The organism is Priestia sp. ST2 (genome assembly GCF_055810735.1).
Genome location: NZ_JBVVNT010000001.1, coordinates 416,960 through 431,412 on the forward strand (window position 1 = coordinate 416,960; position 14,453 = coordinate 431,412).

The 14,453-nt window shown below is 38.9% G+C and carries 19 protein-coding genes; 18 read left to right on the forward strand and 1 reads right to left on the reverse strand.

Annotation, left to right across the window (positions count from 1 at the left end):
* Nucleotides 1-22: 22 nt before the first annotated feature.
* Nucleotides 23-979, reverse strand: a complete 957-nt coding sequence (locus tag AC0KUU_RS02130; protein WP_013085002.1) for a DUF1385 domain-containing protein — start codon at nucleotides 977-979, stop codon at nucleotides 23-25.
* A gap of 313 nt (nucleotides 980-1,292) precedes the next feature.
* Here AC0KUU_RS02130 and AC0KUU_RS02135 point away from each other — a divergent pair, with 313 nt between their 5' ends.
* The 18 genes from AC0KUU_RS02135 (at nucleotide 1,293) to xseA (ending at nucleotide 14,452) form a co-directional block, all read left to right on the forward strand.
* Nucleotides 1,293-1,829: a YqhR family membrane protein gene (locus AC0KUU_RS02135; RefSeq protein ID WP_016765547.1), complete on the forward strand. Its 537-nt coding sequence runs from the start codon at nucleotides 1,293-1,295 to the stop codon at nucleotides 1,827-1,829.
* 121 nt (nucleotides 1,830-1,950) lie between these two features.
* A complete protein-coding gene (gene aroQ, locus AC0KUU_RS02140) occupies nucleotides 1,951-2,388 on the forward strand; it encodes a type II 3-dehydroquinate dehydratase (protein WP_034648945.1) in 438 nt (145 codons plus the stop codon).
* A 1-nt stretch (nucleotide 2,389) separates the two neighbouring features.
* Complete coding sequence (locus AC0KUU_RS02145; RefSeq protein WP_162214964.1) at nucleotides 2,390-3,448, forward strand: M24 family metallopeptidase; 1,059 nt, start codon at nucleotides 2,390-2,392, stop codon at nucleotides 3,446-3,448.
* 19 nt (nucleotides 3,449-3,467) lie between these two features.
* A complete protein-coding gene (gene efp / locus AC0KUU_RS02150; protein ID WP_013059155.1) occupies nucleotides 3,468-4,025 on the forward strand; it encodes an elongation factor P in 558 nt (185 codons plus the stop codon).
* A 137-nt stretch (nucleotides 4,026-4,162) separates the two neighbouring features.
* Entirely contained in the window at nucleotides 4,163-4,444 is a 282-nt protein-coding gene (locus AC0KUU_RS02155; RefSeq protein WP_013059154.1) for a YqhV family protein, read from the forward strand.
* A gap of 65 nt (nucleotides 4,445-4,509) precedes the next feature.
* On the forward strand, nucleotides 4,510-5,457 hold the full coding sequence (gene spoIIIAA / locus AC0KUU_RS02160; RefSeq protein WP_043976253.1) for a stage III sporulation protein AA: 948 nt from the start codon (nucleotides 4,510-4,512) through the stop codon (nucleotides 5,455-5,457).
* A gap of 6 nt (nucleotides 5,458-5,463) precedes the next feature.
* A complete protein-coding gene (spoIIIAB, locus tag AC0KUU_RS02165; RefSeq protein ID WP_013059152.1) occupies nucleotides 5,464-5,976 on the forward strand; it encodes a stage III sporulation protein SpoIIIAB in 513 nt (170 codons plus the stop codon).
* Nucleotides 5,977-5,995: 19 nt separating this feature from the next.
* On the forward strand, nucleotides 5,996-6,202 hold the full coding sequence (gene spoIIIAC, locus AC0KUU_RS02170) for a stage III sporulation protein AC (RefSeq protein ID WP_013059151.1): 207 nt from the start codon (nucleotides 5,996-5,998) through the stop codon (nucleotides 6,200-6,202).
* A 20-nt stretch (nucleotides 6,203-6,222) separates the two neighbouring features.
* Nucleotides 6,223-6,606: a stage III sporulation protein AD gene (spoIIIAD, locus tag AC0KUU_RS02175; protein WP_013059150.1), complete on the forward strand. Its 384-nt coding sequence runs from the start codon at nucleotides 6,223-6,225 to the stop codon at nucleotides 6,604-6,606.
* 24 nt (nucleotides 6,607-6,630) lie between these two features.
* Nucleotides 6,631-7,815 carry a stage III sporulation protein AE gene (gene spoIIIAE, locus AC0KUU_RS02180; RefSeq protein ID WP_013059149.1) on the forward strand — a complete coding sequence of 395 codons (1,185 nt, stop codon included), beginning with the start codon at nucleotides 6,631-6,633 and terminating at the stop codon, nucleotides 7,813-7,815.
* Nucleotides 7,816-7,820: 5 nt separating this feature from the next.
* The gene (gene spoIIIAF, locus AC0KUU_RS02185; RefSeq protein ID WP_013059148.1) at nucleotides 7,821-8,441 is read left to right on the forward strand and encodes a stage III sporulation protein AF; all 621 of its coding nucleotides are present in this window, start codon (nucleotides 7,821-7,823) and stop codon (nucleotides 8,439-8,441) included.
* Complete coding sequence (spoIIIAG, locus tag AC0KUU_RS02190) at nucleotides 8,438-9,100, forward strand: stage III sporulation protein AG (protein ID WP_013084996.1); 663 nt, start codon at nucleotides 8,438-8,440, stop codon at nucleotides 9,098-9,100. Before spoIIIAF ends, spoIIIAG begins: the two co-directional genes overlap by 4 nt.
* A 13-nt stretch (nucleotides 9,101-9,113) precedes the next feature.
* Entirely contained in the window at nucleotides 9,114-9,758 is a 645-nt protein-coding gene (locus AC0KUU_RS02195; protein ID WP_013084995.1) for a SpoIIIAH-like family protein, read from the forward strand.
* A gap of 352 nt (nucleotides 9,759-10,110) precedes the next feature.
* Entirely contained in the window at nucleotides 10,111-10,617 is a 507-nt protein-coding gene (gene accB / locus AC0KUU_RS02200; protein ID WP_043976256.1) for an acetyl-CoA carboxylase biotin carboxyl carrier protein, read from the forward strand.
* 12 nt (nucleotides 10,618-10,629) lie between these two features.
* Nucleotides 10,630-11,982, forward strand: a complete 1,353-nt coding sequence (gene accC, locus AC0KUU_RS02205; protein WP_013084993.1) for an acetyl-CoA carboxylase biotin carboxylase subunit — start codon at nucleotides 10,630-10,632, stop codon at nucleotides 11,980-11,982.
* 29 nt (nucleotides 11,983-12,011) lie between these two features.
* A complete protein-coding gene (locus AC0KUU_RS02210) occupies nucleotides 12,012-12,413 on the forward strand; it encodes an Asp23/Gls24 family envelope stress response protein (protein ID WP_013059143.1) in 402 nt (133 codons plus the stop codon).
* 221 nt (nucleotides 12,414-12,634) lie between these two features.
* Nucleotides 12,635-13,027 (forward strand): transcription antitermination factor NusB, encoded by a 393-nt coding sequence (nusB, locus tag AC0KUU_RS02215; protein ID WP_013059142.1) that lies wholly within the window; start codon nucleotides 12,635-12,637, stop codon nucleotides 13,025-13,027.
* An 84-nt stretch (nucleotides 13,028-13,111) separates the two neighbouring features.
* Nucleotides 13,112-14,452, forward strand: coding sequence for an exodeoxyribonuclease VII large subunit (xseA, locus tag AC0KUU_RS02220; protein ID WP_162214963.1), 1,341 nt, complete (start codon nucleotides 13,112-13,114; stop codon nucleotides 14,450-14,452).
* Nucleotide 14,453: the final 1 nt, after the last annotated feature.

Genomic DNA, 14,453 nt, shown 5'->3' on the forward strand with positions numbered 1-14,453 from the left:
AAAGAAAGCAAAACGGTGTGGATTAGACAACTTGTTCGTCAGTGGTAGAAGAAAGTTCATTTTCAACGCGTAAAAGTTCTTTAAATGAAGCAATCGCAACTTCAACTTGATCATCTTTTGGTTCTTTGGTTGTTAAAAGCTGAAGCCATAAACCGGGATAACCTAAAAAGCGAAGAAGAGGGACATGACGAACTTTATTGGTTAACTGTAACACTTCAAATGATAAACCAAGGACAACTGGGATTAATGCAAGGCGATCCACAATTCGTAACCAAAGAGGATCCGTTGGAACGAGTAGGTAGACAAACATTCCTACAACTACGGTAAAGAGGATAAAGCTACTTCCGCAGCGATAATGAAGTCGAGATTGTGCTTGCACGGCTTCTACCGTAAGTTCAGCATTGTTTTCATATGCATTAATGACCTTGTGTTCTGCTCCATGATATTGAAACACCCGTTTAATAAGTGGCGTTTGTGAAATCACATAAATATAGCCAAGGAGCAATAATAGTTTAAATACTCCTTCAATAAAAACCTGAGCTACACTTGAAGTGAAAACAGGACGTGTCAATTGTGCTAAAAACACAGGAATCAATGTAAATAGTACTTTCCCGAAAAGAAAGGATATTACACCAATAGTTGCAACGCCAAATATTAAAGATAGTTTTGATTCTTTTTTCTCTTTTTGTTGTTCTTCTGCTACTTGAGCATCATCTTCTGGATTCACGTCATAGCGTTCAGAGGAAAAGTTCAAGTGCTGCGTACCGTTTGCACTGGCTTCAACAATAGCAGCAATTCCTCGTAAAAAAGGAATTTTTTTTAAAGCAGTGAGTACGGAATTTGATTTTCTTTTTGAATGAAAATAATCAATAGATTGATCTTTGCGACGAATAGCCGTCACCATCATACGTTTGCCACCGAACATGACGCCTTCTATAACGGCTTGACCACCATACGCAGGTTTTTGCAATTTAGACATTTCAGGCACCAACCTAACTTAACTAGACTAGACTTCTTAGTATTTTATATTCTACAGCAAAATCAAATAAACCTCTAGGCGGATGCATGTTATCTAGTTTAGCCAATATTTTTCATCTCCACACCCTTGTTATGAATTTTTTTCCTTTCACTTATAAAATTTGTTTATGAAACTCTGTGCGAAGTAGTTTAAAAATGTCTCTTTGATATCAGGCTCCCTTCTTGCGTATAGGAAGAGTAATAAACGTAAAAACTTAGAAATGAGTCAGTAGGAAATGAGAAAAAAGTTCATACTACATCAAGAGGTGATTAATATGTCAGAACCTAAAGAACAGCATGAAAAAAAACAGGATAACCACCCTACGCATAAACAGGAAATGTCTTTTTTATTTAAAGCCATCTTTATTTCCTTTTTTGGAGGGATTTTCTGGAGCTTTATTGGCTATTTAAATTATCTGTTCAGCTTTAGTGTTATCAATCCAAATATGCTTTTAGATCCATGGGCATTAGGTGATTGGAAGGATAAAGGAATAGGTGTTATCGTCAGTATTTTTCTTATAGGGGTATTATCTATTGTTGTCGGGTTGTTATACTACGTCCTATTAAAGAAGTTTAAAACAATTTGGATAGGTTTTGCTTACGGCTTATTATGGTGGGCAATTGTATTCGTTGTTTTGAATCCGCTCTTTCCCAACTTAAAAACAATTGGAGAGCTTCCAGCTAACACGATTATTTCATCCCTCTGTATTTATATTTTATATGGTGTATTCATCGGATATTCCATTTCTTTTGAAGCTGCAGAGCTTCAAACAAAAGATGAATCTACAGATTTTCAAACGGCGAATAAGTAGTGTGAATGTTCCAACGTATGCTAATATATTCTATATAATGATTTAAAAAGAAAAATAAAGTGCAAATTCACATGAGTGAGCTGCATAAAGGGTTCGTAGTAGGGGAGAGTGTTGAATTAAGATGAATAAGATTTTAGTAATAAACGGTCCTAATTTAAATCGTTTAGGCGTACGCGAACCAGCGGTATATGGGACAGATAATCTTCAAAATCTTGAAGAGAAACTTCAGCGAGCAGGCAGAGACCATGGGATAGAAGTTGAGTGCGTACAGTCTAATCACGAAGGTGTAATTATCGACTGGATTCATGAAGCGGATGAAAAATTTGATGGGATTATGATCAATCCTGGTGCTTTTACTCACTACAGTTATGCCATTCGAGATGCGATTGCTAGTATATCTGTTCCTGTTATTGAAGTGCATATTTCGAACGTACATAAGCGTGAAGAGTTTCGCCACCATTCGGTGACGGCACCTGTTACACATGGTCAAATTGTCGGGTTAGGTTTATATGGATATGAGCTTGCCCTGCAGGCACTTTTACAATTAAGGGGGAAATAAAATGAAAATCGAAAAACTACGCGAACAGTTTTCAAAGTTGAATGTGGACGGTGTTGTAATTACAAGTGAATATAACAGGCGCTATATGACCAATTTCACAGGATCTGCTGGTGTCGTTATTATTTCTGAAGACAAAGCGGCATTTGTAACAGATTTTCGTTATGTTGAACAAGCAACTAGTCAAACAGAAGGTTTTGATATCGTTCAGCACAAGGGTCCTATTGTAGAAGAAGTAGCGAATGTAGTGAAACAATTTGGAATTAAAAAGCTTGGTTTTGAACAGAATTATGTTACATATGGACAGCATCAATTATTTGATAAGCATATCGGCGCGAAACTTGTTCCAATCTCGCACGCAATCGAAAACTTACGCTTGATAAAGAGTGACTCAGAGATTAAGATATTAAAGGAAGCTGCAAAAATAGCAGATGCAGCATATGAACATATTTTAACCTTTGTTCGTCCTGGTTTAACAGAGCTTCAAGTATCTAATGAACTGGAGTTCTTTATGAGAAAACAAGGCGCAACATCTTCATCTTTTGATACAATTGTTGCTTCAGGGCATCGCGGGGCTTTACCCCATGGTGTTGCTTCTGACAAAGTCATTGAAAAAGGCGAACTTGTAACGCTTGATTTTGGCGCATACTATAATGGTTACTGTTCAGATATCACACGAACATTTGCCGTCGGTGAAGTAAGTGATAAGCTAAAAGAAATTTATAATGTCGTACTGCAAGCGCAGCTTAACGGAATGAGCGGCATCAAAGCAGGTATGACGGGTAAAGAAGCAGATGCGCTAACGCGTGATTATATTACAGAACACGGATACGGCCAGTATTTTGGACATTCGACCGGTCACGGCGTAGGGTTAGAAGTACATGAAGGCCCATCACTTTCTGTGAAATCTACAGATGTACTGCAGCCAGGTATGATTGTAACCGTTGAACCAGGTATTTACATACCAGACTTAGGGGGCGTTCGTATTGAAGATGATACGATCGTCACAGCAGAAGGTAATGAGGCATTATCGCACTCATCAAAAGAGTTCATTATTTTATAAAATGTAGGAGGATTTCTTCATGATTTCAGTAAATGATTTTCGTACAGGTTTGACAGTAGAAGTAGACGGAGGTATTTGGCGTGTAATGGATTTCCAACACGTAAAGCCTGGTAAAGGCGCTGCATTCGTTCGCTCAAAACTACGTAACCTTCGTACAGGAGCTGTGCAAGAAAAAACGTTCCGTGCAGGTGAAAAAGTAGGGAAAGCCCAAATTGATAACCGTAAAATGCAATATCTATATGCAAGCGGCGATCAGCACGTATTCATGGACAACCAGTCTTATGAGCAATTAGAGCTTCCGGCAAGTGCAATTGAATATGAGCTAAAATTCTTAAAAGAGAATATGGAAGTAGCAATTATGATGTACCAAGGTGAGACATTAGGTGTTGAACTTCCAAACACAGTTGAGCTTAAAGTAACAGAAACTGAACCTGGTATTAAAGGTGACACAGCTTCTGGCGGTACAAAACCGGCAACTGTAGAAACTGGCTTAACAGTAAACGTTCCGTTCTTCGTAAACGAAGGCGACGTATTAATTATCAACACAACAGACAGCAGCTACGTATCACGCGCGTAATTGGATCGTGTAAGCAAGCTGCAAACATACAAAAAAGGCAGAGAATCATTCTCTGCCTTTTTTGTATGTTTTTTGTGCTAACTCTTCCTTATTTTGCATAGGTTGTACTAAACAACGCAGAGGTATAGGAGGGGCTTATGAAGCAGTGGTTGGATCATTTAAACGGTACGGTATTAACGATGGCGTGCCTTCGATTTATTTCTTCATTTATTGAGTTTATTGCCGCTATTTTAATTGTCACAAACAATGATGTGAAAAAGGCGTTAATGATTAATGGAATGTTAGCGCTTGTTGGTCCGATTGTAATGGTGAGTTCTTTTACCATAGGTTTAGTGTCCGTAGCCGATCAATTATCTTTTGGGAAATTAATCATGATTGTAGTAGGAGTGCTCTTCATTTTAATCGGTGTTTTTAAATAAAAGGTAGGCATAAAATGGTCAAGCTTATAATACATTGAAGTGAGTTCAAATATGAGGGGATGAATATGTTAAACGAAATACTTGCAATCTTTCCGCCTAATTTAAAAAAGACTGTTGAATTTTATGTCACAAACCATTCTCATGTACTAGAAGAAATTCGAGTGCGCATAGGAAGACCTGTCGAATTTACAATCAACAATCAGCCATATTTCGAATCGTATCTTCCAAGTGCAGAAGATGCTTTATTTATCTTAAATAAATTAAGCCAGTTTTCGATTTATATGATTGAAGAAGAATTGAAAAAAGGATATGTCACCATTGAAGGCGGGCACCGGGTTGGGCTAGCGGGAAAAGTTGTAACGGAAAATGGACAGGTTCGTGTGATTCGAGATGTATCATCCTTTAATATCCGGATTGCTAAACAAAAGATTGGTATTTCGAATCAGCTTATTCCTTTTTTATACAATCGCTATTGGCAAAGTACGGTCATTATAGGACCTCCTCAAACAGGAAAAACAACCATGATTCGCGATTTAGCCAGAGTAATAAGTACTGGCATAGAGCGCTCTAAGATTCCTCCGTTTAAAGTGGGAATTGTAGATGAACGATCAGAAATTGCTGGGGCTGTTAAAGGGGTTCCTCAGCATACATTCGGATCTAGAATGGATTTATTAGATAGCTGTCCGAAAGCTGAAGGCATGATGATGATGATTCGCTCTATGAGCCCCGATGTGCTGATCGTGGATGAAGTGGGAAGTGAAGAAGATTGTAAGGCCGTGCTTGAAGCGGTTAATGCTGGCGTTCGTGTCATTATGACTGTTCATGGCTATGACATTGACGATTTAATGAAGCGTCCCACTTTGCAAGCTTTAATGAAACTTCACGTATTCAAAAGGTATGTTGTGCTATCGAACAGCCGAGGTCCTGGAACACTTCAGGCTATCTACGATGAGCACTATAATTCCATGAAAACGTCCACTGAAAAGTCGCTTATTGAAAATAGTAAAGGGTGATGGTGTATGAAACTGTTTGGTGCCATCTTTATCTTATTTGCTTCCACTTACACAGGATTTGAGTTTGCAAAGCAGCTTAGTGCAAGACCTAGGCAGCTCAGGCAATTAAAAACGGCTCTGAGGTCGTTAGAAGCAGAAATTATGTACAGCAATCGGCCTCTTCAAGAAGTTGCTCATTTGTTATCTCTACAGCTTCCTAATCCTTTGGCTTCTTTATTTAATGAGTTTTCAATGAAATTAAAAGAAGGTACTGAAAGTGTCAAGGAAGCTTGGGAAAAGACGTTGGACCAATTTTGGAAACAAACCGCACTTAAAACGGGAGAACTAGAAATCTTAAAACAATTTGGTGAAACGCTTGGTCAGCATGATCGTTATTCGCAGCAAAAGCATATCTTACTGACGCTGAATCATCTTGAACGCGAAGAACAAGATGCAGTTGATAAGCAGAATCGCTATGAAAAAATGGTTAAAAGTTTAGGCTTTCTATCTGGATTGCTACTGGTCATTCTATTGATGTAGCGATAGAGGAGGATTGAATGTGGGAATTGATATGAACACCATTTTTCAGATTGCTGGGATTGGTATCGTCGTAGCTTTTTTAGTCACCGTACTCGAACAGATGGGAAAAAAAGATTACGCGAACTGGGTTACCCTCATCGGTTTTATTTATATTTTATTTATGGTTGCTTCGATTGTAGAGGACTTATTTCAAAAAATCAAATCGGTTTTTTTATTTCAAGGGTAGAGGGGTGAGTTGCCATTGAAATGCTTCAAATTGTGGGCTTAGGGTTAGTAGCTACGTTTTTGGCTCTTATTTTAAAAGAACATAAATCACCTATTGCTTTTTTACTTGTTGTATTCGTGGGATCCGTGATCTTTCTTTTTTTAATTGATCAAATCTACGAAATTATTAAGATGGTCGAGCGGCTGTCGATTAATGCCCACGTTAACATGATTTATGTGGAAACCATTTTGAAAATTATTGGTATCGCCTATATCGCCGAATTTGGTGCTCAAATTACGAAAGATGCAGGGCAAGGTGCCATTGCTTCTAAAATTGAATTAGGTGGAAAAGTGCTGATTCTCTCCATGGCAATTCCTATTTTAACGGTCATTATTGAAACGATTATTTCAATGCTGCCCAATTAATTTTACTTAATATGAGGTGACGAAATGAAGCGGTGGACGTTTAAAGTGAATATACTCGCTCTTCTTTTGTTCCTCTTTTTTTTCTTTCCAGAAAATGTACAAGCTTCCGAACCCCCGAAGCAGCAAGAACTTGTCAATGAACAAATTGATAAGCTCGGTATCGATGAAGTCAAACAGTTTTGGGACGATATTATTACCCAATACGGCGGCTTTTTACCCGAGAGTCAGAAGGGAAGTTTAGTCGATTTTTTAAAAGGAGAAAAAGAGTTCTCTCTTAAAGAATGGCTAGGAGGTCTTGTAAAGTTTTTATTTCATGAAGTATTAGCGAATGGAAAACTCCTCGGTACACTCATTATGCTAACGGTTTTTAGCGTGTTTTTACAAACACTCCAAAGTGCGTTTAATCAGCAAACCGTAAGTAAAGTAGCGTATGCGCTTGTATATATGGTTTTGATCATCATTGCTCTTAATAGTTTTCAAATTGCTATCTCTTATGCAACGGGAGCGATTGAGACCATGACCAAATTCATTTTAGCTCTGGTGCCGCTGCTGCTTGCCTTAATGGCATCATCAGGAGGAGTTGTATCGGCAGCCTTTTTTCATCCGATGATTTTGTTTTTAATGAACACAAGCGGTTTGCTTATTCAATACGTAGTGATGCCGCTGCTTTTTCTTTCAGCACTGCTTAGCATTGTGAGTACGATTTCAGATGAACATAAGGTTACACAGCTTGCTCAGCTGTTGAGAAATATAAGCATTGGCGTGCTCGGAATATTCCTAACTGTTTTTTTAGGAGTGCTGTCCGTTCAAGGGGCTACCTCAGCTGTTGCCGACGGTATTACAATTCGAACGGCAAAGTTTGTCACAGGGAACTTTATACCTGTTGTAGGGCGTGTGTTCACAGATGCGGCTGATACAGTCATCAGTGCCTCGCTTCTATTAAAGAATTCAGTAGGGATTGCTGGAGTAGCAGTCTTACTGTTAATCGTCGCGTTTCCGGCTATTAAAGTGTTAACGCTTGCTTTTATCTATAAGCTAGCAGCAGCTCTTCTTCAACCCATTGGAGGAGGACCGGTTATTTCCTGCTTGAGCATTATCAGTAAAAGCGTCATCTATATTTTTGCGGCGCTTGCGGTTGTCTCGCTTATGTTTTTCTTATGTTTAACGGTCATCATTACAGCGAGCAACGTCACAATGATGGTGAGGTGAAGAAATTGCAGGCCTTAACGACGTGGATTACTAATATCGTTCTTTTTATCTTATTAGCTACCATTATTAATTTACTATTGCCCAATTCTAGTTTTCAAAAATATACAAAGCTGGTGGTTGGACTTCTTTTAATGCTGATTATTATTACACCCGTTTTTCAAATTTTCAAAGTGGATGTTAATCAAATGCTGAAATCACTTAGCTTATCATCTATTCGATCCGATCAGCAGGTAGAAAATTCAATAGAAAATCAGAAAAAAGAAATACAAGCTTCACAACGTGCATATATTTTAGAACAAATGGCTGTCCAAATGGAGGCAGATGTAAAAGAGGAGTTGATGGATCAGTATGGTGTAGCAATTGATCGAATTCACATTGAAACAAAAAAGCCGAACGACGAACCTACCGCTGATAATATTAAATCCATTTCAGTTGCCGTAAGTAAAAAAGCATCGGATGATTCCGAGGTTGTTTCAGCTGTGAAAGTTATTTCTATTGATACCTCCACACCGATCGAAACAAACAAACCAACAGAATCCAAGAAATTATCCAACTATTTAGCAGCAAAATGGGATGTAAAACAAGGCCAAGTTGTTGTGAATATGGAGGAGGGAGACACGAAATGAGTCAAAAGCCAGAAAAAGGTGACCCATCATTTTTTCAGCGGTTCTTTTCACTTAAACAGTCATCAACTACGAAGAAACCTTCAAAGTTAATGTATATAGGCATTTTACTAGCTGCAGGCGTTATCTTTATGGTATTTAGCAACTCACTCACAACATCTATGAATTCAGGCGGATTACTAAAGAGTGCAAGCAAAGAAACCAGCGCACCACCGGTATCACAGGATGTTCCCGCTTTTAGCTCTAAAAAGACAACAACAATGACAGGCTATGAAGAGCGGTATGAGGAAGAATTGAAAGATATTTTGGATCAAGTTAGAGGCGTAAGTAAGGTAAAAGTAATTGTGAACCTAGATGCAACAGAATCCAAAATATATGAAAAAAACAGCGTCACAAAATCGCAAACGACCAACGAAACAGACCGTGAAGGAGGGACTCGTAAAGTTGAAGATTCCTCAACAGACGAACAGCTGGTCATTGTAAGAAGTGGAGAACAAGAAAAGCCTGTTGTAGTTAAAACCGAAAAGCCAAAAGTAAGAGGCGTGTTAGTTGTAGCTAAAGGAGCTGATAATATCGAGGTAAAGAAATCTATTATTGAAGCCGTGACAAGAGCGCTCGATATACCAAGTCATAGAGTAGCAGTATTAGCGAAAAAAGGATGAGGGGGAAATGAATATGTTATTAAAAAAGCAAACGGTTTGGTTATTAACAATGTTAAGTTTAGTTGTTGTGTTATCGGTGTATTATATGACAACGCCAGAAAATCCTCAGAGTAATGTTGCGCTAGTAGACAATGAAAAACAGAGCGAAAAGCAGGCTGATGACAAGGCTCCTGCAGAAGATACAAAACAACAGACAGATGAGAAATCAGGAACAAAAGAAGATTCAAAAACTGAAGGTTCAGCAGGAGATGTAAAGAAGGAAACGGCTAAAAATGCAAAAGAATCAGCGGTTGTATCAAGCACAGATAGCGACGAGCTATTTACGGCTCTTCGTTTGGAATTAAATGATGAAAGAAGTCAATTAAAAGAAGAGTATCAAGAAGTAGCTGCATCAAAAAATGTGACGCCTGCGGAAGTAAGCAAGGCGATGGATAAAATTGATGAATTATCAAAGCTTGGGGAAAAAGAAGCCACGCTGGAAACATTAATTAAAGCAAAAGGATACAGTGACGCGCTAGTAAGAGCAGACGGAAAGCAAGTACAAATTACGGTTAAGACAGAAAAACACTCAAAAACAAAAGCAAATCAAATCATTCAGCTAGTCAAAAAAGAAATGGGTCCAAAAGAAGTAGCGGTAGAGTTTCAACCAACTAAATAAAGGGAATAAAAGAAGTGTGAAACAGCCGTAAATTGGGGTTGTTTACACTTCTTTTTTTATGAAATGACTAAAATCTAAGCGAGACGGTAAAAATTTTAACATGGCTTTCTTTTTTTACTTCGGTTATAATAGGTTTCATAATCTTATATTAGTACTAGGTGACAAACGTTTTCATAAGTGTTGTCATCTGTAAAGCTATGTTTCCATTTATAAAACGATAACGCTAAAAAGTTATTATAGAGTAAGTGGAACTTCTTTTTAATGTTTGCCAAACGAATTGAATGGCTGTAGCCATCTGTCGTATTATTAACATTGTAGAGAATTCTATTTTCATGAGGTAGGAGTGTTCAATATGTTAAAAATTCAAGAGATCCGTGAGATCATTAAACTAGTTGATCAATCATCAATCGAGGAGTTCACCTATGAGCACGAAGGCTCCAAAATCAAGATGAAGAAAAAAGACGCAATTGTTTCCAAACAAGCACAGCAAGTAGTGGTTTCGGCACCTGAACAAGCGGCAGTACCTGCACCGCAGGCAGCAGCGGCTCCAGCGCCAGCCCCAGCAGCACAGTCTGCTCAACCAAAAGAAGAACAAGCGGCCCCAGCGGTTGATGAAAGCTTACATAAAATTACATCTCCGATGGTAGGGACTTTCTATGCGTCATCATCGCCAGAATCAGATGTATACGTGACTCCTGGAGATAAAGTACAAAAAGATTCGGTTGTATGTATCGTAGAAGCAATGAAATTATTTAATGAAATCGAAGCAGAAGTTAAAGGTGAAATCGTTGACGTATTAGTTGAAAGTGGACAACTTGTAGAATACGGTCAACCTCTTTTCTTAGTAAAGCCTGAATAAGGAGCGGTAAATATGATTAAAAAGCTATTAATTGCGAATCGAGGAGAAATTGCGGTTCGAATTATTCGAGCGTGTAAAGAGTTAGGTGTAGAATCAGTAGCTGTTCATTCTCAAGCTGATCGCGATTCTTTGCATGTACAATTAGCAGACGAAGCGTATTGTATTGGACCAACGTCATCTAAAGACAGCTATTTAAACTTTACAAACATTATGAGTGTTGCGATGCTAACGGGCTGTGACGCTATTCACCCTGGATACGGCTTTTTAGCTGAAAACGCTGATTTTGCAGAGCTATGCAGAGAGTGTAACGTTACATTTGTAGGACCAAGTCCTGAAGCCATTAACAAAATGGGAACAAAAGACGTAGCGAGAGAAACGATGCGTGAAGCGGGTGTTCCAATTGTTCCTGGTTCAACTGGAATTGTAGAGTCAGTGGAAGACGGTATGTCAATCGCTAATGATATTGGCTATCCTGTTATTATTAAAGCAACGGCAGGAGGCGGAGGAAAAGGAATCCGCGTTGCGAAAAATGAACAAGAGCTTATTAAAGGTATTACAATTACACAGCAAGAAGCTGCTACAGCTTTCGGTAACCCTGGTGTGTACATTGAAAAGTTCATTGAGGATTTCCGTCACGTTGAGATCCAAGTGTTGGCTGATTCTCATGGGAATACTGTACATTTAGGAGAGCGTGATTGCTCGATTCAACGCCGTCTTCAAAAATTAATTGAAGAAACGCCTTCTCCAGCGTTAGACGAAAAAACGCGTGAATTAATGGGCGACGCTGCTGTTAAAGCTGCTCAAGCCGTTAATTACACAGGAGCCGGAACAGTGGAATTCATTTATGATTACCGTGAAAACAAATTTTACTTCATGGAAATGAATACGCGTATCCAAGTAGAACACCCTGTTACAGAGATGGTGACAGGAGTTGACTTAATTAAAGAACAAATCAAAGTGGCAAATGGTGAAACTTTACCGTTTACGCAAGAAGAAGTGACATTTAACGGATGGGCAATTGAGTGCCGAATCAACGCGGAAAACCCAGAGAAAAACTTTATGCCATCACCAGGTACAATTCAAATGTACTTGCCGCCAGGTGGCTACGGAGTGCGCGTAGACTCTGCTGCATATCCGGGCTATGCAATCCCGCCTTACTATGATTCAATGGTGGCTAAATTGATTGTTCATGCGCCAACTCGTGAGGAAGCTATTGAACGAATGAAGCGCGCGTTAGATGAATTTGTTATCGACGGCGTTGCAACCACTATTCCTTTTCACCAAAAACTATTAAATCATGAAAAATTTGTTAGCGGTGAATTCAACACGAAGTTTCTTGAGCTATATGACGTAATGAATTCTTAGTATAATATAAACTATAGGAGGTGCTGTACATGAATGAAAATCATGTATTAGAAATGGAAGAACACCCAAATTCTCTTGGCAAAGTAGAAATTGCTCCTGAGGTTATTGAAGTCATTGCGGGTATTGCTGCTTCTGAAGTAGAAGGCGTTTCTGCAATGAGAGGAAATTTTGCAGCTGGCGTTGTGGAGAAACTAGGAAAGAAAAACCACGGTAAAGGTGTAAAAGTGGACTTAACAGAAAACGGGATAAAAGTAGACGTATTTTGTATGATGAAGTTTGGAGTGTCTATTCCAAACGTAGCGCAACAAGTACAAGACAACATTCGTCAAGCCCTTAAAAATATGACAGCTATTGATCTCGATGAAGTAAACATTCATATCGTAGGGATTCAGTTTGATACGCAAAAAACTGATATTGAAGAAGTTGAATAAAACAAACGTTGACCTAACGGCTGTTGCTAAAATGGAATAACGTATGATTACTTGTTCCTTTTCAACACAAGCTATGGTAAAGTGAAAAAGACTGTCTCGTCATAAAGACGGTCTTTTTCGTGTTCTACAAACTTCGTCTAAGAACAATGAAGTATCGTATCATAAACTATGCTATTATCTAGGTATACTAGTTGAAGAAGATAAATAAAGGAGCAAAAATAATGAAAAGACATACAGCACGCCAAAAAGCATTACAAGCACTATTTCAGCATGATTTAGGGCAGACCGAGCCAATGGAGGCAATCGGAAATGTTGTACAAAATGAAAAGTCTGATCAATTTTTAGAAAGTCTCGTGCTAGGTGTGGTTGAACATCAGCAAGAAATTGATGAACTTTTACGCAATCATTTAGAAAAATGGACGTTAGATCGTGTAGCTACTGTAGACCGCGTTATCCTACGTATTGCCGTATACGAAATGAAGTATGAAGAAGAAATTCCTACGAGCGTTACGTTAAATGAAGCGATTGAATTAGCGAAAACGTTTGGCGATGATCAATCAAGCAAGTTTATCAATGGCGTATTGTCTAAAGTGTTAACAACTTTATCTAAATAAAGGTTCATCTTGCCAAATCAAGTGACCAAAATGCTTCTCTCCTTTATACAAAGGGGAGAGGGTGACTGCAAAGGAGGCAAAACGATGAGTGAAGTGCGTTATCTAACCGTTACGGCTCTTACACGATACATTAAGCGCAAGTTTGATGTAGACCCTCACATGCAAGATGTATGGATTAAAGGAGAAATTTCTAACTTTAAACGTCATAGTCGGGGACATATGTATTTCACCTTGAAAGATCAAAATGCTCGTATCGCAGCCGTTATGTTTGCTGGGCATAACCGGCAGCTTAATTTTCAGCCTGAAGAAGGAATGAATGTACTCATTCGAGCTGAAATTTCGGTTTATGAACCAAGCGGAAATTATCAAATGTACGTAAAAGAAATGCAGCCTGATGGCGTTGGAAACTTATACTTGGCCTACGAACAGCTGAAAAAAAAGCTAGAAAAAGAAGGCTTATTTGATCCTGCTAGGAAACGAAAACTGCCGAAGTATCCAACAACAATAGGTGTTATTACATCTCCAACTGGAGCAGCCGTACGTGATATTATTACGACATTAAAGCGCAGATATAACGCGAACATTATTGTTATGCCCGCTCTTGTTCAAGGAGTGAATGCGGCACCGTCTATCATTAAGGCAATTGAAGAAGCAAACCGTCGTAAAGAAGCAGACGTATTGATTGTTGGCCGCGGTGGTGGGTCAATTGAAGAGCTTTGGGCTTTTAACGAAGAAAGCGTTGCTCGTGCAATTTTCACTTCTACTATTCCTGTTATTTCAGCGGTTGGACATGAAACCGATTTTACAATTGCAGATTTTGTAGCAGATCTTCGCGCTCCTACTCCAACGGGTGCTGCGGAATTGGCTGTGCCTCATATCAGTGAAATTACAGAAAGATTGACTCAGCGAAATATCCGTCTTCTTCGTTCGATGAAAGAAATGCTTCAGTCTAGTAGCCGCAGGCTTGAACGATCCCAGAAATCATATGCTTTTCGTTATCCTCAAAAGTTGGTCGAGCAAAAAGAGCAACAGTTAGATCAGTTGATGGAGCGTTTTTATCGTGAAGGCAGAAGGTACATTGAAGATAAACGGACGAACTACGAGCAGCTAACAGCCGCTTTGTTGCGCAATCACCCCGAGCATCAGTTAATGAAAGCAGCGGAGCGTCAACAGCAGCTGACGAAAATGCTGACAAAAGAGATGCAGCAGCTGCTAAAGCAAAAACAGCTTTTATTTGCAACGGCAACGTCAAAATTACATACGCTTAGTCCATTAAAAACAATGGAAAGAGGCTACAGCTTAGTATACGATAAAGAAAAAGAGTTAATTAAATCAACCAAACAAGTATCCAAAGGCGATATGGTAAACGTTCGTTTGACCGATGGACAGTTGCAGTGTGAAGTTTCGAAAATAGAGGAGCGATGAA

Coding starts and splice junctions, on each gene's coding strand:
- nusB (WP_013059142.1), top strand. CDS start 12,635: ATGAAAAGACATACAGCACGCCAAAAAGCATTACAAGCACTATTTCAG.
- aroQ (WP_034648945.1), top strand. CDS start 1,951: ATGAATAAGATTTTAGTAATAAACGGTCCTAATTTAAATCGTTTAGGC.
- spoIIIAA (WP_043976253.1), top strand. CDS start 4,510: ATGTTAAACGAAATACTTGCAATCTTTCCGCCTAATTTAAAAAAGACT.
- AC0KUU_RS02155 (WP_013059154.1), top strand. CDS start 4,163: ATGAAGCAGTGGTTGGATCATTTAAACGGTACGGTATTAACGATGGCG.
- AC0KUU_RS02145 (WP_162214964.1), top strand. CDS start 2,390: ATGAAAATCGAAAAACTACGCGAACAGTTTTCAAAGTTGAATGTGGAC.
- spoIIIAB (WP_013059152.1), top strand. CDS start 5,464: ATGAAACTGTTTGGTGCCATCTTTATCTTATTTGCTTCCACTTACACA.
- AC0KUU_RS02130 (WP_013085002.1), bottom strand. CDS start 979: ATGTCTAAATTGCAAAAACCTGCGTATGGTGGTCAAGCCGTTATAGAA.
- efp (WP_013059155.1), top strand. CDS start 3,468: ATGATTTCAGTAAATGATTTTCGTACAGGTTTGACAGTAGAAGTAGAC.
- spoIIIAG (WP_013084996.1), top strand. CDS start 8,438: ATGAGTCAAAAGCCAGAAAAAGGTGACCCATCATTTTTTCAGCGGTTC.
- spoIIIAE (WP_013059149.1), top strand. CDS start 6,631: ATGAAGCGGTGGACGTTTAAAGTGAATATACTCGCTCTTCTTTTGTTC.
- spoIIIAD (WP_013059150.1), top strand. CDS start 6,223: ATGCTTCAAATTGTGGGCTTAGGGTTAGTAGCTACGTTTTTGGCTCTT.
- AC0KUU_RS02135 (WP_016765547.1), top strand. CDS start 1,293: ATGTCAGAACCTAAAGAACAGCATGAAAAAAAACAGGATAACCACCCT.
- AC0KUU_RS02210 (WP_013059143.1), top strand. CDS start 12,012: ATGAATGAAAATCATGTATTAGAAATGGAAGAACACCCAAATTCTCTT.
- xseA (WP_162214963.1), top strand. CDS start 13,112: ATGAGTGAAGTGCGTTATCTAACCGTTACGGCTCTTACACGATACATT.
- AC0KUU_RS02195 (WP_013084995.1), top strand. CDS start 9,114: ATGTTATTAAAAAAGCAAACGGTTTGGTTATTAACAATGTTAAGTTTA.
- accB (WP_043976256.1), top strand. CDS start 10,111: ATGTTAAAAATTCAAGAGATCCGTGAGATCATTAAACTAGTTGATCAA.
- accC (WP_013084993.1), top strand. CDS start 10,630: ATGATTAAAAAGCTATTAATTGCGAATCGAGGAGAAATTGCGGTTCGA.